General features: G+C 63.4%; 20 protein-coding genes. 9 read left to right on the forward strand and 11 right to left on the reverse strand.

Features of this window, described 5'->3' with window-relative positions; translation table 11 throughout:
• Positions 1-142: 142 nt before the first annotated feature.
• The 4 genes from C6571_RS12075 (at position 143) to coaD (ending at position 4,212) form a co-directional block, all read left to right on the forward strand.
• Positions 143-1,570 (forward strand): M16 family metallopeptidase, encoded by a 1,428-nt coding sequence (locus tag C6571_RS12075; protein ID WP_106446897.1) that lies wholly within the window; start codon positions 143-145, stop codon positions 1,568-1,570.
• Positions 1,571-1,603: 33 nt separating this feature from the next.
• Entirely contained in the window at positions 1,604-2,950 is a 1,347-nt protein-coding gene (locus C6571_RS12080) for a M16 family metallopeptidase (RefSeq protein WP_106446898.1), read from the forward strand.
• A gap of 53 nt (positions 2,951-3,003) precedes the next feature.
• Entirely contained in the window at positions 3,004-3,576 is a 573-nt protein-coding gene (gene rsmD, locus C6571_RS12085; RefSeq protein ID WP_106448214.1) for a 16S rRNA (guanine(966)-N(2))-methyltransferase RsmD, read from the forward strand.
• 123 nt (positions 3,577-3,699) lie between these two features.
• Positions 3,700-4,212 (forward strand): pantetheine-phosphate adenylyltransferase, encoded by a 513-nt coding sequence (gene coaD / locus C6571_RS12090; protein ID WP_106446899.1) that lies wholly within the window; start codon positions 3,700-3,702, stop codon positions 4,210-4,212.
• Here the strand turns inward: coaD and C6571_RS12095 are convergent.
• The 6 genes from C6571_RS12095 to C6571_RS12120 all read right to left on the reverse strand — a co-directional run bounded on the left by C6571_RS12095 (position 4,209) and on the right by C6571_RS12120 (position 8,658).
• The gene (locus tag C6571_RS12095) at positions 4,209-5,294 is read right to left on the reverse strand and encodes a zinc-binding metallopeptidase family protein (protein ID WP_106446900.1); all 1,086 of its coding nucleotides are present in this window, start codon (positions 5,292-5,294) and stop codon (positions 4,209-4,211) included. The genes coaD and C6571_RS12095 overlap by 4 nt on opposite strands.
• Before the next feature lie 88 nt (positions 5,295-5,382).
• Entirely contained in the window at positions 5,383-5,697 is a 315-nt protein-coding gene (locus C6571_RS12100; RefSeq protein ID WP_106446901.1) for a BON domain-containing protein, read from the reverse strand.
• 98 nt (positions 5,698-5,795) lie between these two features.
• A complete protein-coding gene (locus tag C6571_RS12105) occupies positions 5,796-6,338 on the reverse strand; it encodes a ferritin-like domain-containing protein (RefSeq protein WP_106446902.1) in 543 nt (180 codons plus the stop codon).
• Between the two features lie 51 nt (positions 6,339-6,389).
• Complete coding sequence (locus C6571_RS12110; protein WP_245901267.1) at positions 6,390-6,854, reverse strand: hypothetical protein; 465 nt, start codon at positions 6,852-6,854, stop codon at positions 6,390-6,392.
• 40 nt (positions 6,855-6,894) lie between these two features.
• Positions 6,895-7,059, reverse strand: a complete 165-nt coding sequence (locus C6571_RS12115; protein WP_106446903.1) for a DUF1328 domain-containing protein — start codon at positions 7,057-7,059, stop codon at positions 6,895-6,897.
• Between the two features lie 228 nt (positions 7,060-7,287).
• Complete coding sequence (locus tag C6571_RS12120; RefSeq protein WP_106446904.1) at positions 7,288-8,658, reverse strand: sensor histidine kinase; 1,371 nt, start codon at positions 8,656-8,658, stop codon at positions 7,288-7,290.
• Between the two features lie 147 nt (positions 8,659-8,805).
• Here C6571_RS12120 and C6571_RS12125 point away from each other — a divergent pair, with 147 nt between their 5' ends.
• Positions 8,806-9,438 (forward strand): response regulator, encoded by a 633-nt coding sequence (locus C6571_RS12125; protein WP_106446905.1) that lies wholly within the window; start codon positions 8,806-8,808, stop codon positions 9,436-9,438.
• 46 nt (positions 9,439-9,484) lie between these two features.
• Here C6571_RS12125 and C6571_RS12130 read toward each other — a convergent pair whose 3' ends face one another.
• From C6571_RS12130 to gpmA, 4 genes are all read right to left on the reverse strand, one after another.
• Positions 9,485-9,889: a response regulator gene (locus C6571_RS12130; RefSeq protein ID WP_106446906.1), complete on the reverse strand. Its 405-nt coding sequence runs from the start codon at positions 9,887-9,889 to the stop codon at positions 9,485-9,487.
• Positions 9,890-10,004: 115 nt separating this feature from the next.
• Entirely contained in the window at positions 10,005-10,757 is a 753-nt protein-coding gene (locus tag C6571_RS12135) for a HesA/MoeB/ThiF family protein (protein ID WP_106446907.1), read from the reverse strand.
• A gap of 97 nt (positions 10,758-10,854) precedes the next feature.
• Positions 10,855-12,288, reverse strand: a complete 1,434-nt coding sequence (locus C6571_RS12140) for a S41 family peptidase (protein WP_106446908.1) — start codon at positions 12,286-12,288, stop codon at positions 10,855-10,857.
• Between the two features lie 82 nt (positions 12,289-12,370).
• Entirely contained in the window at positions 12,371-13,114 is a 744-nt protein-coding gene (gene gpmA / locus C6571_RS12145; RefSeq protein ID WP_106446909.1) for a 2,3-diphosphoglycerate-dependent phosphoglycerate mutase, read from the reverse strand.
• 71 nt (positions 13,115-13,185) lie between these two features.
• Between gpmA and C6571_RS12150 the strand changes: the two genes are divergently transcribed.
• The 4 genes from C6571_RS12150 to C6571_RS12165 all read left to right on the forward strand — a co-directional run bounded on the left by C6571_RS12150 (position 13,186) and on the right by C6571_RS12165 (position 15,520).
• The gene (locus tag C6571_RS12150) at positions 13,186-13,593 is read left to right on the forward strand and encodes a rhodanese-like domain-containing protein (RefSeq protein WP_106446910.1); all 408 of its coding nucleotides are present in this window, start codon (positions 13,186-13,188) and stop codon (positions 13,591-13,593) included.
• Between the two features lie 33 nt (positions 13,594-13,626).
• The gene (grxC, locus tag C6571_RS12155; RefSeq protein ID WP_106446911.1) at positions 13,627-13,887 is read left to right on the forward strand and encodes a glutaredoxin 3; all 261 of its coding nucleotides are present in this window, start codon (positions 13,627-13,629) and stop codon (positions 13,885-13,887) included.
• Between the two features lie 102 nt (positions 13,888-13,989).
• Positions 13,990-14,451, forward strand: coding sequence for a protein-export chaperone SecB (secB, locus tag C6571_RS12160; protein ID WP_106446912.1), 462 nt, complete (start codon positions 13,990-13,992; stop codon positions 14,449-14,451).
• Positions 14,452-14,500: 49 nt separating this feature from the next.
• Positions 14,501-15,520 (forward strand): NAD(P)H-dependent glycerol-3-phosphate dehydrogenase, encoded by a 1,020-nt coding sequence (locus tag C6571_RS12165; RefSeq protein WP_106446913.1) that lies wholly within the window; start codon positions 14,501-14,503, stop codon positions 15,518-15,520.
• Positions 15,521-15,580: 60 nt separating this feature from the next.
• Here the strand turns inward: C6571_RS12165 and C6571_RS12170 are convergent, their stop codons facing one another.
• Positions 15,581-17,878 carry an NADP-dependent malic enzyme gene (locus C6571_RS12170; RefSeq protein WP_106446914.1) on the reverse strand — a complete coding sequence of 766 codons (2,298 nt, stop codon included), beginning with the start codon at positions 17,876-17,878 and terminating at the stop codon, positions 15,581-15,583.
• Positions 17,879-17,981: the final 103 nt, after the last annotated feature.

Consider the following 17,981-nt stretch of genomic DNA (forward strand, 5'->3'; position numbering starts at 1 on the left):
CGCGTTGCCGGTCTCCGGCGCGCCTGTGGAATCAGGGTCCACCAAGCTGTCTGATCGGAGGTCTTCGGGGGCGGGCGCACCGGGCGCCGGCTTTTTCTTGAAAAAACTGAACATTTGGCCGCTTCTTAGAATCAGCCATTCTATGAAACGCACCTTTACTGCTCTGGGCCTGGCGCTTTGCGCTGCTGGCTTCCTCCCCGCGCATGCGGCCACCACGGATGCCGCCCCTGTGGTGGCGCAAGCGGTGGCCCCGTCGCAATTCACGCTAGCCAATGGCATGCAGCTCATCGTCCAGCCCGACCGGCGTGCGCCCACGGCGGTGCACATGGTCTGGTTGCGGGTCGGGTCCATCGATGAAGTCGATGGCGTCAGCGGTGTCGCCCATGTGCTGGAACACATGATGTTCAAGGGCAGCAAAACGCTCGCTCCCGGCGAGTTCTCGCGCCGCGTGGCGGCCCTCGGCGGGCAGGAAAACGCCTTTACCAGCCGCGACTACACCGGTTACTACCAGCAGATTCCAGCAAACAAGCTCGAAGACGTGATGCGGCTCGAGTCGGACCGCTTTGCAAACAACCAGTGGCCGGACGATGAGTTCAAGCGCGAGCTCGAAGTGGTCAAGGAAGAGCGCCGCATGCGCACCGAAGACCAGCCGCGCGCCTTGCTGTCCGAGCAGCTCAACGCTGCAGCGTTCATTGCAGCGCCCTACCACCGCCCCGTGGTCGGCTGGATGAGCGACCTTGACGCAATGACGCCCGACGACGCCCGCGCCTTCTACCGCCAGTGGTACGTGCCGGGCAACGCCGTCATTGTGGTGGCGGGCGACGTGGACCCGCAGAAGGTGCTGGCGCTGGCGCAAAAAACCTATGGCGCGATTCCTGCGCGCGCCGTGCCGACCCGCAAGCCGCGCACCGAGCCGGCGCAGATAGGCATGCGCCGCATTGAAGTCAAAGCCCCGGCGGACCAGGCCTATGTGGCGCTGGCGTACCGTGCCCCTTCGCTCAATTCCCTGACCGAACCGACCGCCAGCGACCGCGACGCGCTGGCGCTGTTGCTGCTCTCGGGCGTGCTCTCGGGCTACGACGGGGCGCGTCTGGAGCGTGGGCTGGCGCAGGGTCCTGACCGTGTGGCCGACAGCGCCAACAGCGGCGCCTCGGTGTTTGGCCGGGGGCCGTCGCAGTTCTTCCTCTCGGGCGTGCCGGCCACTGGCAAAACGGCGGCGCAGGTCGAAGCCGCGCTGCGGGCCGAAGTGGCACGCGTGGCCAAAGATGGCGTGAGCGAGGCGGAACTTACCCGTGTCAAAACGCAGTGGATTGCCAGCCGCGTCTACGACCGCGATTCGCTGCAGAGCCAGGCGAGCGAGCTGGGCAGCAACTGGGTGCAAGGCCTGCCGCTGGATGCCGAAGACCGGCTGCTGACCCTGCTGCGCGGCGTGCAGCCGAGCGAGGTGCAAAGCGTGGCCCAGCGCTACTTTGCCGATGACCAGCTCACCGTCGCCACGCTGCTGCCCCAGCCGGTGGCCCCCGGCACGCGCAAGCGCCCTGCGGCCGACGCCGGCGGCGCCATCCACTAAGCCTGCGCCACTCCCATTTTCAGGATTATTTCCATGAATGCTATTAAAAAGATAGCTGCTCGCGCTTGTGCAATAAGCGCTGGAGTGGTTTTTTACTCACAATCTGCCTGGGCCCTGCTGCCCATTGAGCATTGGACCGAGCCCAGCGGCGCGCAGGTCTGGCTGGTGCAAAGCCCGGCGCTGCCCATGGTGGATGTGCAGATTGATTTTGACGCCGGCAGCCGGCGCGACCCGGCGGCTCAGGCCGGGCTGGCCAGTGCCGCAGCCACCATGATTACCAAGGGTGTTCGCGCCGTGGGTGATGCCCCGGCCATCGACGAGAACGCTTTGGGCGAAGCCTGGGCCGACCTGGGGGCCTCGTTCGCGGCCGGCGCCGACAGCGACGCATTGAGCTTTTCGCTGCGCTCGCTGACTGATCCGCCCCTGCTGGCCCGCGCGGCGCAACTGGCTTCGCGCCAGATGGGTCAGCCTGCCTGGCCCGAGGAGATCTGGCAGCGCGAGCGTGCCCGCTGGAGTGCAGCGATTCGCGAAGCCGACACGCGCCCCGGCACCGTGGCCGGCAAGGCGTTTGCCAAAGCGGTTTACGGTTCGCACCCCTATGGCCAGCGGGCCACAGCCGAAACGCTTGCGCAGATCAACGTGGCCGACCTGCGTGCCTACGCCGAGCGCAATATACAAGCCTGCCGCGCCAGGGTGGCCATCGTGGGCGCCGTCTCGCGCCCGCAGGCCCAGACCTTGGTGAGCACCCTGTTGGCGCACCTTCCGAGTGGCGCGCCCTGCACAGCCCTGCCGCCGGTGCCCGCAGTACAGCCCTTGGCAAAGGCCGAGGAAATCAAGATTCCCTTTCAGTCGGCGCAGGCCTATGTGCTGATTGGCCAGCCCGGCTTCAAACGCAGCGACCCGGATTTTCTGGCACTGCTGGTGGGCAACCACATTCTGGGTGGTGGGGGCTTCACCTCGCGCCTGACCGAAGAGGTGCGCGAGAAGCGCGGCCTGAGCTACAGCGTCTACAGCCAGTTCGCCCCCGGCCTGAATGCCGGCGCGTTTGCCATCAGTCTGCAGACGCGTCCCGACCAGGCGGCCGAGGCACTGAAAGTTTCGCGCGCAGTGCTGGAGCGCTTTGTGGCTGAAGGCCCCACCGAAGCGGAACTGCAAGCCGCCAAAGACAACCTGATTGGCGGATTCGCGCTGCGCATCGACAGCAACCGCAAACTGCTGGGCAACGTGGTGAACATCGCCACCAATGGCTTGCCGCTCGACTATCTGGAGGGTTGGACCGACCGCGTGGCCGCGCTCACCGTGGCCGACGTGCGCGCCGCCATGGCGCGCAAGCTGAGCCCTGAGCGCATGGTGACCGTGGTGCTGGGAGCGCAGCCTTGAAGCGCCCCGCACCGGGCGCCGTGCGCGCCAAGCCGGCCAGCGCACCGGGCAGCATGCGTACCAAGCTCGCCGCCGCACCCGGCGAGGTGCGCATCATTGGTGGTCAATGGAAGCGCACGCGCCTGCCGGTGGCCAAGCTCGAAGGGCTGCGCCCCACGCCCGACCGGGTGCGGGAAACGCTGTTCAACTGGCTCGGTCAGGATCTCACTGGCTGGCGCTGCCTGGACGCCTTTGCCGGGACCGGCGCCCTGGGTTTCGAGGCCGCTTCGCGTGGCGCAGTTGCCGTGCAGTTGGTGGAAAGCGAACCGTCACTGGTAGCGCAGTTGCACGCATTCCAGCAGCGCTTGCAGGCCGCGGCCGTGCGCGTGCAGCGCGGCGACGGTGTGACGGCCTTGCGCCAGAGTGCACCTGCCAGCCTGGACCTGGTGCTGATCGATCCGCCATTTGGTAGCCAGCTGTTTCAGCCTGCGCTGCAGGCGGCCGTGCCGGCACTGGCGGCCAAGGGGTTTATCTACCTCGAAGCCCCCGAGCGCTGGAGCGATGAGGCGCTGCAGGCGCTGGGTCTGGTGCTGCACCGCCATCTGCGTGCCGGTGCCGTGCATGCCCATTTGCTTCAGAAAGAATAGCTGGTAGCGCTTATGGAATAAGCGCCGGAGGCTATTTTTGCCTCAAATTTCAGGACTGCGCGTGGCAGCGCTTGTCAACCCATAATGGTTGCCCGCGCAGCGCACAGCCATTGAAAGAAGCCCATGACCCAGAAGAACGTCATCGCTGTCTACCCAGGCACCTTTGACCCGATCACGCTCGGCCACGAAGACATCGTGCACCGGGCCACGCAATTGTTTGGCACGGTGATCGTGGCGGTGGCTGCGGGCCACCACAAGAAAACCCTGTTCAGCCTGGAAGACCGGCTGGCCATGGTGCGTGAGGCCGTGGCGCCGTATGCGCAGGTCAGCGTAGACAGCTTCGGCGGTCTGGTGCGCGACTTTGTCGTCGCCAACGGCGGTAAGGCGATGGTGCGCGGCTTGCGCGCTGTGACCGATTTCGACTATGAATTCCAGCTTGCCGGCATGAACCGCGCGCTGATGCCCGAGGTGGAAACCGTGTTCCTCACGCCGGGTGACAAATTTCAGTTCATCAGCAGCACCTTTGTGCGCGAGATTGCGCTTCTCGGCGGCGAGGTGGAAAAGTTTGTTTCGCCGGGCGTTCTGGCCCGGTTGGCGCAGAAGGTGCGAGAGCAGAAGATCCTGCCGCAAGCTTAACTTTGCGCCTGCGACCGGCTCTGCACCAGTTCGTGCACGAACTGTAATTTGCGCAGTGCGCCGCTCGATAGGGCAAACGGGTAGGCGTCCTCCTGCCCCAGGCTGCGGTTGAGGCTGTTGAGCAGCAGCGTCAGCGGCGACCAATGCTCAACCATGGTGCCAAAACTGGGCGCCTTGGCACCATACGGGCTGGCCACGCGCACGCGCTCGGCAGACGGCGCGCCGGGCAGTTCGAGCGAGGTGTCGTAGGCGGCGGCCGTTTCGAGCAAATCCACCATGTGCAGGTAGTGCGCCCAGGTTTCGGCCCAGTCTTCCCAGGGGTGCGAGCTGGCATAGCTGCTGACGAAGTTCGCGTGCCAGTCGGCGCTCTCGGACTGGGCGTAATGGCGCTCCAAAGCCTGGCTGTAATCCTGGCGCTCGTCGCCGAACAAGGAGCGAAAGGCGTCTTCATGGCCGGACCCCAGCACCAGACGGTCCCAGTAATAGTGTCCCGATTCGTGGCGAAAATGGCCCAGCAGCGTGCGGTAGGGCTCGTGCAGATTCACCCGGTGGTGCAGGCGCTGGGCGTCGTCGGCTTCAGCCACGTTGATGGTGATGGTGCCGCCGGCATGGCCGGTGAGCACAGGCTCGCCATCTGGCCAGTCGGCCAGAAACGCATAGCGTGGACCGGGGTCGGGTGCATTGCCATCGTCCACGCTTTGCAGCCCCAAACGGGCGAGCGTATAGAAGAGTTGGCGCTTGGCGGCTTCCAGGCGCGCCCAACTGGCTACGTGGCCGGGCAAGGACAGGTCAGGCAGGGCTACCGTCTGGCGGCAGGCCACGCACAGCAGGCTGCTGCTGTGCTCCGGTACGGCAAAGTTGCAGGCCTGCCACTGTGTCTGGTTGTAGCACTGCCGGTAGAGCGTGGTCGAATTTTCTGCCGGCAGCAGCGACCACAGGCCCGCAGCGCTTGCATGGGCAGGCGCTATTGCATGCATCGCCATGCGATCGGGAACGAAGGCCAGCGCGCTCCCGCAATGCACGCAGCGCACACTGTCGAAGAACACCAGCTTGCCGCAATGGCTGCAATTGAAGACCTGCATGGGGGAAGCTTAGCCAAAAATGAAAAAGGCCCGCCGAGGCGGGCCAGACAGACGATGCACCTGTTCCGGGGACCAGGTGCAGACAGCCTTAGGGACGAACAACGATGTTGTTGCGCACGTCGCGCACGTTCTTCGTGGTGCGGGCAATTTCGCCTGCCGTGTCCTTTTCCTTCTGCGACTTGGCAAAGCCCGAGAGCTGCACCGTGCCATTGAGTGTTTCCACGCTGATGGAGGTCGCAGCCACCGATTTGTCTTCGGCCATCTTGGCTTTCACGGCGGTGGTGATACCGGCGTCGTCGACGTAGGATCCAACGGTTTGCTGGTGGCGCGCCACCGAGCAACCGGTGGAGACGACGGTGATGCCGGCAATGGCAGCAAAAGCGAGTGCACGTGCGTATTTCATGATTTTTCCTTCGAGATGGGTGTGGAACACGGGTGCTGGGAACGTTGCAGTCGGCTGGCCTGTTGCACCCCCCGGGCCGGTCCGACTGTGGGAAAGAATCAGCGGTCGAGCCAATCCTTGATTTCATCGGCATGCTCTTCTTCATCACTCAGAATTTCTTCGAGCATGCGTTTGGTTGTGGGGTCCTTGTCGCCAATCAGTGTGATCATCTGGCGGTAGGCTTCCACTGCGATGCGCTCGGCCGACAAGTCGGCCCGCAACATGTCTTTCAAGTCAGCCGAATCGTCGTAAGAAGCATGGCTGCGCTCCTCAAGGCCTCGGGGTGAGAAGTCGGGCTCGCCGCCGAGCTGTACGATGCGGCGCGCCAGGAGGTCTGCATGGCCCGCTTCCTCGTCGGCATGTACCAGGAGTTCTGCAGCAATCGCCGGGGACGCCAGACCATGCGCGGTGAAATGGTGGCGCTTGTAGCGCAGCACACATACCAATTCGGTGGCCAGAGCCCCATTGAGCAACTTGATGATGGACTCGCGGTATGGGCTGGATGCGGGCGTCACAGCGCCCTGATCAAGTTCATGCGTGCCTGCGGCGCGCAAAGCGTCGTGGTCCAGTTCCAGTGCAGTGGACGTGGATGCTTTGGTCATGAGATTCCTCCTTGCATTTTTGGTGGGAGCGAACAGCGGAGAAATCCGTGCTCACTCGTTGCGGCTGCGCGTTGCCAGGATGAGCAGGGTGGCCAGCGCTGCGCCGCTGCCAAAGGCAATCAGCATCGATTTGGCAGGCTGATCCACCACGTAGCGCGTAGTGGCCTGGCTGTAGTTGTCCACTTGCTGGCGCAGACGCTCGCCGGTATGCGCGCAGTAGTTGATGCTGCGCTCTGCCAGTGCCTGCGCCTTGGCGGCGAGTTCGTTGATCGTGGGATCGATGTCTGCACGCATGGCCTCCACGGCGTCAGCGGCTTTGTCCAATTGGGTATTTGCGGCGCTGCGGGTCTGCTGTGCCACCTGGCTCGCCTTGTCTGCGGCCTTGTCGGTGGTGCTGCGGACGCCGGAGATGGCGCTCTGCGCGCCCTGCAGCGTGCTGTCTGCTGCGTGACGCACTGCGTCAGCAGCGCGGTCGGTGGCTTGGCCAATTTTTTCGTTCACGGGTTGCGGATTCATGGGGTTCCTCGGTGGTTGCGGGTAAATAAAGGCGTACGCGTCATCCGCGTCGGAACAGACTAGCGACAAACGTGAGTACGGCCAATACGACAAACACGAAGAACAGTATCTTGGCGATCCCAACAGCCCCTGCAGCGATGCCGCCAAAGCCGAACAGCGCGGCGATAAGCGCGATGACCAGGAATACAACGGCGTAGTGCAACATTTTGAAAACTCCTCTTGGATTGCCGCATTGCGGCTTGAAACCGGGGCTTCGAGGTATTTCGAAGCGCTTGGTTTGACTGTAGGAGGGCTGTCGTGAGGTGGTTGCAGGGGACCAACCCCAGGCGTTGTCAGTGCGCGCGCCGTCGATAATGTAGGAGAAGGACTACATCAGAAGCAGGGCTGCGTGCGAGGCAACATGCCGCACGGTTCCCGGTTCAAAGCGCGCGGCTCAAATGGCGGCGTCGGTGAGCGCTGGAGCTGCCGGCATCACTGGAATGATGGCCGACACCACCGTTCCTTCGTTCAGCTTGGACTCTACCGTCAAGCGCCCGCCCGCGGCTTCCACGCGGTGTCGCATCCCCAACAGACCGTGGGCACTGCGGCGCACGCTGGCAAGGTCGAAGCCGCCGCCGTCGTCGCGGATCTGGACGGCCACATGGGTGGGGTAGTTGTGCACTGTGACGAGCACCTGCTTAGCGCCCGCGTATTTCACAATATTGTTCAGCGATTCCTGCACCATGCGATAGATGGTGAGCTGCGTCGGCTCGGGAAGCGTGACCTGCTCGATATTGATCTGCACATCCAGACTGGCACGATCAGCAAACTCGCGCGTCAGAATTTCCAGAGCGGCCGTCAGCCCCAGGTTTGACAGTGACGAGGGGCGCAGATCCTCAATGATGCGGCGCTTGAGCGCAATGACGCCGTTCAAGGTTTCGGTCAGGTGCTTGAGCCGCTCGGCCACCTCTGGGCCCTCGACTGTCATGCGCGATTTCAGGCGCGCTACGTCCAGCTTGGCAGCGGTGAGCAAGGCGCCCAGCTCGTCATGCAGTTCGCGTGCCAGGTGGCCGCGCTCGTCTTCCCGCACCTGCTGCAGGTGGCTGGCGAGTTCAGAGAGCGATTCGGTGCGCGCGCGCACCAGCCCCTCCAGGCGCGCGCGTTCGGCTTCGAGTGAGGCCTGCTGGTGTTCGTTGGCCTTTTGCAGAGCCGTGGTCTGGCGCAGATACATGTAAAACGCCAGCAGACCGATCGCGCTGATGGCAGAAATACCCAGCCGCGACAGGAGCAGCGACTGGCGAATTTTGGACTGGTCCTTGTTCATTTCCGTCGCTGAGTACGTGATGATCTGCTTGGCGTGTTGCCGCACAGCCTGCATGTTTTCCAGGCCCACGTCGGTGGACAAGACGAATTTCCAGGCGTCTTCATTGCCGTCCCTGCGCAGGCGCAGGCTGAGATCCATTTCGGAGAGCTTGCGCGAGATCTGGCGCGAGAGCTGCGCAAACTCGGAAAGGTCTGCGTTCGAATTCACCACCAGCGTGCGCAATTGGTCCAGGTTGGTGTTGACCGTGGAAATGGCCTGCTCGTAGGGTTCCAGGTAGCGTTCATCGCCCGTGAGCAGGTAGCCGCGGTGCCCGGTTTCTGCATCCAGCATGCTTTGCAGCAGCTGTGTCACCGAGTTGCGCAGCGACTGCGTCTGTTCGACTTGATTCAGTGCTTCAAGGGAATGGCGAAACCCCAGCTCGTTGATGACCACCAGTGTCAGTGTGGCAGCCACTGCAATGGGAAGGCTGATGGCAAGTTTCTTGAGTTTTGACCATGGCATGGAATTGTCCTGGGTTCGGCGACCTCTTGGTCAAATTCTGGATAATGGCTTGCAACGCGGCCGTGCCAACGGCAAGGTCAGGGGCAGACCAAGGCTGCCCTTCAAACCACAACAAGGGCCACGAGAAGGCCGACGGAAAGATTTAGCATGATCAATATCGGGATTGTTGACGACCACGCCATCGTTCGCTCGGGGCTGCGCCAGTTCCTGTCCGAGCATGTCGATCTGCGCGTGGTGGCGGAGGCCGGCAATGGGCGCGAAGCCATCGACCTGGTGCGCAACCACGAGGTCGACGTGCTTCTGATGGACCTGGCCATGCCGGGCCAAAGCGGCCTGGATGCACTGGCCATGTTGCGCGCCAAGGCACCTGATATGGGCATTCTGATTCTCAGCGGCTACCCGGAGGAACACTACGCCATTTCGCTGATTCGCCAGGGTGCCAGTGGCTACCTGAACAAGGAATGCGAGCCCAAGGAAATCGTCGAGGCCATTCGCACCATTTCGCTGGGCAAGCGCTACCTCACGCCATCGGTGGCGGAACTTCTGGCCCAGCAACTCAACCGCAAGGACGACGCACCACCGCACGAGCAACTCTCGGAGCGCGAATTTCAGGTGTTCCTCAAGCTCGCGCGCGGCGAAACAGCGGGTGACATTGCCAAGGCGCTCTCTCTGAGCGTCAAGACAGTAAGCACCTACCGCACACGCCTGATGGAAAAAATGGCCCTCAGCTCGAACAGCGACCTGACCTATTACGCGCTGAAGAACCGCTTGATCGACTGATGGCTTGCTGGCGGGATCTGCCCGGTGCCGGCCGCTGGGCATGCACTCAGGAGACGCGCTGCGAGTGTCCCGCATCGAGCCCACCAGTTTGCGAAATGCAGTAGTCGACCAGAGCATCTATTTCATTCGATTTATCGAACACCGCGTCCACTCCAAGCTGCGCGCAGCGCATGCGCACGTCGGGGGTGGCGTAGTTGCTCAGAACCACCACCCGCTGGTGAGGCTTGCGCTCGCGGCAGGCGGCCAAGACACCCAGTCCGCTGCCCTGGCGCAAAAACAAATCCACGATTGCCAGATCCCATTGCGCCGTGGGGTCGGTGAGCCAGGCCTTGCCATCGTCTTCGGTTTCGGCAGCACCCACCGGCTCGATGGTTGCAAGCTCTTCCAGCGTTCCAATCAGGTTTTCCCGGATCGTGGCGTTGTCTTCGACGATATAGGTTTTCAATTTCACTGTCAGGCAATCCGGTACGCGGCGAGCAGAATGGCAAATCAGGCGTCTGGTCAGTGTAGGGACACAGGCGCGCCGATTTTGCCAGCGGGCACAGCCGGCAGCCGTAGGGGAATTCCTACGCGGCGGATTGACACACCGGACAGGCCGGATCACGCGACGTCTGCATGCGGGTCCACTCCATCGAACGCCCGTCAAGCATCAACAAAAACCCAGCCAAGGAGCGGCCGGTGCCGATCAGAATCTTGAGCGCTTCGGCAGCCTGGACGGCGCCCACCACGCCAACAAGGGGTGCAAATACGCCCAGTGTGGAGCAGGCCTCTTCTTCGAACTGAGCTTGCGGCGAAAACAGGCAGGCGTAGCACGCTGTGCCGCTCACGCGCTGGTCTACCACGGTGATTTGTCCATCAAAGCGAAGGACCGCGCCGGCCACCAATGGGCGCCCGTGGCGCACACAGGCGGCGTTGATGGCCTGGCGGGTGGCGTAGTTGTCGCTGCAATCGAGCACCACGTCCGCTGCCGGCACCAGCATGTCGAGCAATTGGGCATCCACGCGCCGTTGCATGGGGCGAAGCAGCGGGTCGGGGTTGATCGCCCGCATCGCTTGGGCCGCTGACTCCACCTTGGCCTGGCCCACGCGCTCGCTGGTGTGGGCAATCTGGCGCTGCAGGTTGGTGAGGTCGACGCTGTCGTCGTCCACCAGCGTGATCTGGCCTACACCGGCCGCTACCAGGTACATCAGCGCCGGAGAGCCGAGACCGCCCGCACCGATGACCAGTGCATGGCTGGCAAGAATGCGCTCCTGGCCTTCAATGCCGATCTCGTCAAGAAGTATGTGGCGCGAGTAACGCAGCAGCTGGTCGTCGGTCATGGCGTGGGGGAGCGAGGTAGTGGCCAAACAAAGAAAAAGGGCTGGCCGGTCGACAGACCGCCAGCCCGCATGCGCGGCCTGCGCCGTGGCGGTCAGGCTATGGCGTGTCCTTTTTCTCTTCCTTGCGTTCGGTTTGCGTCTTGCTTACCAGTACGGGTTTGCCACGCAGCTGGTTGACGGCTTGCTGAAGGGGAAAATCCTTGTCGGAGCCGAAGTCCGGAACGCGGCGTTCGGCTGGTGTCTTTTTGGCCTCTTCCTCCAGCCGTTTGCGCGCTTCTTCGCGGGCCTTCTCGCGTGCGGCGTCCTGAACCTCGGCTCCCTGTCCGCTGGTCAGGTGCTTGTCGAGGTCGGCTTCGCGCATGCGCAGCGCCGCGAAGAGGTTGCCTTCGGCTGTCTCGTCGATCATCACGTCGGGCACGATGCCTTTGGCCTGAATGGACTTGCCGCTGGGCGTGTAATAGCGCGCCGTGGTGAGCTTGATCCCCGTGTCCGGCCCGAGGGGGCGCACGGTTTGCACCGAGCCTTTGCCAAAGGTCTGGCTGCCCATGACGATGGCCCGTTTGTGGTCTTGCAGGGCGCCTGCAACGATTTCGCTCGCCGATGCCGAACCTTCGTTCACCAGGACCACCAATGGCACGGTCTTGAGTGCCGCTGGCAAGCCGGCGAGTGGATCGCCCCGGCGTCCGTAGAACTCGGGCGATGCCTTGTAAGTGGCCTTGCTGTCGGCCAATTGGCCGTCTGTCGTGACCACGGTAACGTCTGGCGGCAGGAAGGCAGCAGAAATGGCCACCGCGCCGTCCAGCAGACCGCCCGGGTCGTTGCGCAGGTCGAGCACCAGGCCTTTGAGGCGGGGATCTTGCTTGTACAGCTCTTGCGCCTTTTGCACAAAATCTTCCACCGTGCGGTCCTGGAACTGCGAGAGGCGAATCCATCCGTAGCCGGGCTCGATGATCTTGCCTTTGACGGAATGGGTTTTGATCTCTTCGCGCGTGATGGTGACCGGAAAGGTGCGGCTCTCGTCCTTGCGCAAAATGGTCAGCGTCACCTGCGTGTCGGGCTGGCCGCGCATGCGCTTGACCGCCTCGCTCAGGGTCAGGGTCTTGACGGGCGTGTCTTCAATCTTGGTGATCAGGTCGTTGGTCTTGAGGCCGGCGCGGAAGGCGGGCGAGCCTTCAATGGGCGAGACAATTTTGATCAGGCCATCTTCCTGCGTAATCTCGATGCCCAGCCCGACAAAACGGCCCGAGGTGCCTTCGCGGAATTCGGCGAAAGACTTTTTATCGAAATACTGCGAGTGCGGATCCAGGCTTGAGACCATGCCCGAGATGGCATCCGTGATCAGCTTCTTGTCGTCAACCGGCTCCACATAGTCGGTCTTGATCAAGCCGAAAACGGCCGAGAGCTGCTGGATTTCTTCCAGCGGCAGAGGTGACATGGCACCGCGCGCTACGGTCTGTAGCGACACCGTGGTCAGTGCTCCAGCAAGGACGCCAACCGCCACCCAACCCGTGATTTTCAGTTTCTGACCCATACAACCCCTTTGACCAAGTCAATATACACCGCGCCTGCCTTGGAAGCCTGTGGCCTCCAGGGGTTCCCGGAAGTCGGCCTTTTTACGCCTTGCCTTGAGCGGCCACGGCCGCAGCGGCCTTGGCCACCGCCTCGGCGTCGCCCAGGTAGAAATGGCGCAAAGGCTTCAAATCGGCATCCAGCTCATAGACCAGCGGAATGCCGTTGGGGATGTTCAACCCCACGATGTCGGCATCCGAGACGTCGTCCAGGTACTTGACGAGGGCGCGGATCGAGTTGCCGTGCGCGGACACGACCACGCGCTGGCCCGAACGTATCGCGGGCGCCAGCGTGTCGTTCCAGAACGGCATCACGCGCTCCACGGTGTCCTTGAGGCATTCGGTGAGCGGCACCTGCCCGTCGGCCAGGCCGGCGTAGCGCAGGTCGGTGCGCTCGCTGCGCTCGTCGCTGGCGTCCAGCGCCGGGGGCGGGGTGTCGTAGCTGCGGCGCCAGACCAGCACCTGCTCATCGCCGTATTTTTTGGCTGTCTCGCCTTTGTTCAGGCCCTGCAGCGCACCGTAATGGCGCTCGTTGAGGCGCCAGCTTTTTATCACGGGCAGCCACTGGCGCTCCATGGCGTCCAGGCAATGCCAGAGCGTGTGAATGGCGCGCTTGAGCACGCTGGTGCACGCCAGATCGAACTCGTAGCCTTCTTCACGCAGCAGCCGGCCGGCGGTTTTGGCCTGTTCGATGCCGGTTGCCGTCAGGTCCACATCGGTCCATCCCGTGAATCGGTTGTCGAGGTTCCAGGTGGATTCACCGTGGCGAATAAGTACGAGCTTGTGCATGGATGGCCTGGGGTGGTGCGGGTCAAAACCATACATTCTAAAATTGTCGGGTTTGCAACCCAAGGATTCCCGTGAATTTCATCGTCGAGAACTGGTATTTGTTTGTTATGGCCATCGGCTCGGGCGCGATGTTGCTGGTCCCCATGCTCAAAGGCGGAGGGATGGGCGGCTTGTCGGCAGCGGCCGCCGTTCAGCTCGTGAACCGGGAGAAAGCCGTGCTGATCGACGTCTGCAGCGCCGACGAATACGCAGCGGGCCACGCTGTGGGCGCACGCAATGCGCCGCTGGCCGATCTGGAAACCCGCTTGCCCGCACTGGTGAAGAACAAGGCGGTTCCCGTGGTGTTGCTGTGTGCCAGCGGTGCCCGCTCCAAGCGCGCAGCGGCGATTGCGCGAAAACTGGGGTATTCCAATGTTCAAGTGCTCTCCGGCGGCCTCAACAGCTGGAAAGAGGCCAACCTGCCAGTTGAAAAAGTCTGAGTGACGCGCCCCCAATCCGAGAAAGGACACGCCATGCAAACCGTCAAGATGTACACCACCGCCGTTTGCCCTTACTGCATTCGAGCCAAGCAAATTCTCAAGTCCAAAGGTGTCGAGCAGATTGAAGAAATTCGCATCGATACCAACCCGGAGGCGCGCCAGCGCATGATGGAAATCACCGGCCGGCGCACGGTTCCCCAGATCTTCATTGGTGAAACCCATGTGGGCGGCCACGATGAGCTGTTGGCTCTGGACGGCCGGGGTGAACTGGTGCCGCTTTTGGGCGCTGCATAATCCGAACCTACGTGCCCGCTGCGGGAGCTGCTCCTGCGACGGGTTTTGTTTTTGGGCCGGCCGTCCTTGGCCGGGCCCTGTTTGAGCTGAAAGAAAAGCACCATGGCGAACGAAGAGACTCCCGTATTCCAGATCCAGCGCGTCTATCTGAAAGACATCTCCCTGGAGCAGCCCAACTCGCCCGGCATCCTGCTGGAAGCGGAGCAGCCCAGCGTGGACATCCAGCTGGGCGTTGAAGCCAACCCGGTGGCCGATGGCATTTACGAAGTGGCGGTCACGGCCACGGTGCAAACCAAAATCAAGGACAAGACCGTGTTCCTGGTCGAGGCCAAGCAGGCCGGAATCTTTGAAATTCGCAACGTCCCCCAAGACCAGATGGGCCCGATCATGGGCATCGCCTGCCCCCAAATCGTCTACCCCTACCTGCGTGGCAATGTGGCCGACGTGATCAACCGCGCCGGCTTCCCGGCCGTGCATCTGGCGGAAATCAACTTCCAGGCGATGTACGAGCAGCAGCAGGCGCAGACCGCCGGCACCGGCGATACCGCTACTTTGCCCCAGTAATTTTGGGAGTTTTTGGCCTCCAGCGCTTGCCCCGCTTGCGTGAGCAGCTATGAAAATAGTAGTTGTGGGCGCAGGGGCGTGGGGGACCGCCGTGGCCATCAGTGCTGCGGCGCATCCGCTCGGGCACGCCACCACCTTGTGGGCGCGCAGCCAGGCTCAGCAGCGTGCCATGCAGGCTGCGCGCAGCAACGCGCGCTACCTCCCGGATGCGCCGTTTCCGGACTCCCTGCTGCTTGCCAGTGGCGACGCGGCCGAGCTGCGCAATCGCACCCAGGCTTCCGATTTGGTGGTGCTGGCTGCGCCGATGGCTGCGCTGCGCGGTCTGTTGCAGGGGCTGCATGGCTGCCGCGCGCCAGTGGCGTGGTTGTGCAAAGGCTTTGAGGCCAGCGGCCCGGAAGCAGGAAGTTTTGGTCTGTTGGGCCACGAAATACGCGCCCAGGTGGCGCCGCAATTGCTGGCGGGGGCATTGAGCGGCCCCAGTTTTGCCCAGGAAGTGGCGGCTGGACGGCCCACCGCGCTGGTGGCTGCCAGCGAGTATGCCGAGGTGCGCGAGGCGCTGGTGCATGCGTTTCATGGCCCCAGCCTGCGGGTCTATGCCAACGACGACATCGTGGGTGTCGAAGTGGGTGGTGCGGTGAAGAACGTGCTGGCCATTGCCACCGGCCTGTGTGATGGTCTGGCGCTGGGACTCAACGCCCGCGCTGCGCTGATCACGCGCGGCCTGGCCGAAATGACGCGCCTGGGCCTGGCGCTGGGCGCACGTGCGGAAACCTTCATGGGCTTGTCGGGGTTGGGCGATTTGGTGCTCACTTCCACCGGAGATCTCTCGCGCAACCGCCGCGTCGGGCTGTTGCTGGCCCAGGGCAAAACGCTTGAGGAAGCCGTCAATTCGCTGGGCCATGTCGCCGAGGGCGTGTACTGCGCCCGCACCGTGGTGCAGCGCGCACGCCAGTTGGGGGTGGAGATGCCGATCAGCGAAGGCGTGGTGGCGCTGCTTGACGGCAGCCAAACGCCCGCACAAGTGGTGGCTGCGCTGATGGAGCGCGATCCGGCCCCTGAAGTCGTCTGAGCGCGCGAGCCGGGCGCCCGGCCGTGGGCGGCGCGGTCAGTGCACCGCCCGGTACGGTTTTCAGCCCTTGCGCGAGAGCGCGTGCGCTGCGGCCAGCGCCGTCATATTGACTACGCGGCGGACCGTGGAAGAAGGCGTAAGAACATGCGCTGCACCGGCTGCGCCCAGCAGAATCGGGCCAATGGTGGTGCCGTGGCTGCCCGTGGTCTTGAGCACGTTGAACAGAATGTTGGCGGCATCCAGATTCGGGCAGATCAGTATGTTGGCTGAGCCGTGCAGCGTCGAATCCAGCAAGCTGTGCTCCCGGATGCTCTCGGAGAGCGCCGCGTCGCCGTGCAGTTCGCCGTCGCATTCGATGTCGGGCGCAGCGGCGGCAAACAGGTCACGCGCCTCGCGCATTTTTCGGGCGGATGGCCGGCTCGACGAGCCATAGTTCGAGTGCGACAGAAAGGCCACCTTGGGTGGCAGGCCAAAACGGTGCACCACCTTGGCGGCCATCAGGGCGATTTCCGAGAGCTGCAGGGCGTCCGGCTCGTCGTTGATGTAGGTGTCGGCGATGAACAGCGTGTGTTTGTCCAGCATCAGTGCGTTGACGGTGGCGAGGCAATGCGCGCCGGGCTCCACGCCAAAGATGTCGCGAATGTGCTGCAAATGGCTGTCGAACTTGCCCACCAGGCCGCAGAGCATGGCGTCGGCGTCGCCCAGGTGCACCATAAGCGAGGCAATCAGCGTGTTCGAGCGCCGTACGGCCGCCTTGGCTGCTTCGGGCGTGGCACCGTTGCGGCCCATCAGTGCGTGGTAGCTCTCCCAATAGGTGCGAAAGCGCGGGTCGTCCTCGGGGTTGCAGACTTCGACATCGCGTCCCGGCTGGATGCGCAGACCCGCGCGGGCAATGCGCGCTTCGATCACGGCCGGGCGGCCAATCAGGATCGGGCGCGCCAGGCCGTCGTCCACGGCAAACTGTGCTGCGCGCAGTACGCGCTCGTCTTCGCCTTCGGCATAGGCCACACGCTGAGGTTGGGCCTTGGCGATGGCAAAGACCGGGCGCATGAACATGCTGGTCTGGTAGACGAAGCGGGTCAGGTTCTGGCGGTAGGCTTCCAGGTCTTCAATCGGGCGCGTGGCCACGCCAGACTCTTGCGCCGCACGCGCTACGGCCGGGGCGATGCGCAGAATCAGGCGCGCATCGAACGGCGTGGGAATCAGATAGTCGGGGCCGAAGCGCAGCTCCTGGCCGGCGTAGGCAGCCGCCACTTCGTCGCTCATCTCCGCCTTGGCCAGATCGGCGATTTCGCGCACGCAGGCGAGCTTCATCGCCTCGGTGATCTTGGTGGCGCCGCAGTCGAGCGCACCGCGGAAAATGTAGGGGAAGCACAGGACGTTGTTGACCTGGTTCGGGTAGTCCGAGCGCCCGGTGGCGATGATGCAATCGGGCCGCACGGCCTTGGCGAGCTCGGGGCGGATTTCGGGTTCCGGGTTGGCCAGCGCCAGGATGATGGGCTTGTCGGCCATGGTCTTGACCATCTCGGCCGTCAGCACGCCGGGCGCGGAGCAGCCCAGGAACACGTCGGCGCCGTTCACCACGTCGGCCAGCGTACGCGCCTCGGTGGTTTGCGCGTAACGGGCCTTAGAAGCGTCGTAGCCGCCGGGGCGGCCTTCGTAAATCACGCCCTTGGAATCGACCATGAAGACGTTGCTGCGCAGCACGCCCAGGCCCACCATCACGTCCACGCAGGCAAGCGCCGCAGCACCCGCGCCCGAGACCGCCACTTTCACTGCGGCAATGTCTTTGCCGACAAGTTCCAGGCCGTTGAGCAGCGCGGCCGACGAGATGATGGCGGTGCCGTGCTGGTCGTCGTGGAACACCGGAATATTCATGCGCTCGCGCAGCTTTTCCTCGATGTAGAAGCACTCGGGTGCCTTGATGTCTTCGAGGTTGATGCCGCCGAGCGTGGGCTCCAGCGCAGCAATGATCTCGACGAGTTTGTCCGGGTCGTTTTCTGCCAGTTCGATATCGAACACGTCGACCCCGGCGAATTTCTTGAACAAGCACCCCTTGCCTTCCATCACCGGCTTGGATGCCAGCGGGCCGATGTTGCCCAGACCCAGCACGGCGGTGCCGTTGGTGATTACGCCCACGAGGTTGCCGCGCGAGGTGAACTCGAACGCTTGCGATGGGTCGGCCTGGATGTCCAGGCAGGGGTAGGCGACACCGGGTGAATAGGCTAACGCCAGATCGCGCTGGTTGGAAAGCGTCTTGGTAGGGGTGACAGAAATTTTGCCGCGCGTTGGATTGCGGTGGTATTCGCGCGCCGCGTCGCGCAGGGTCATTTCGGCGTTGCTGAGAGGTTCGGTCATGGCGTGGTCCTGAATGCAGTGGCAATGCAAGCTTAGCGGATGGCGGCTGCACCGCACAAAAAAACGCGGCGCCGGGCTTGCCGGGGCCGCGCCTGCGCGCATG

Source organism: Simplicispira suum (genome assembly GCF_003008595.1).
Lineage (GTDB): Bacteria > Pseudomonadota > Gammaproteobacteria > Burkholderiales > Burkholderiaceae_C > Simplicispira > Simplicispira suum.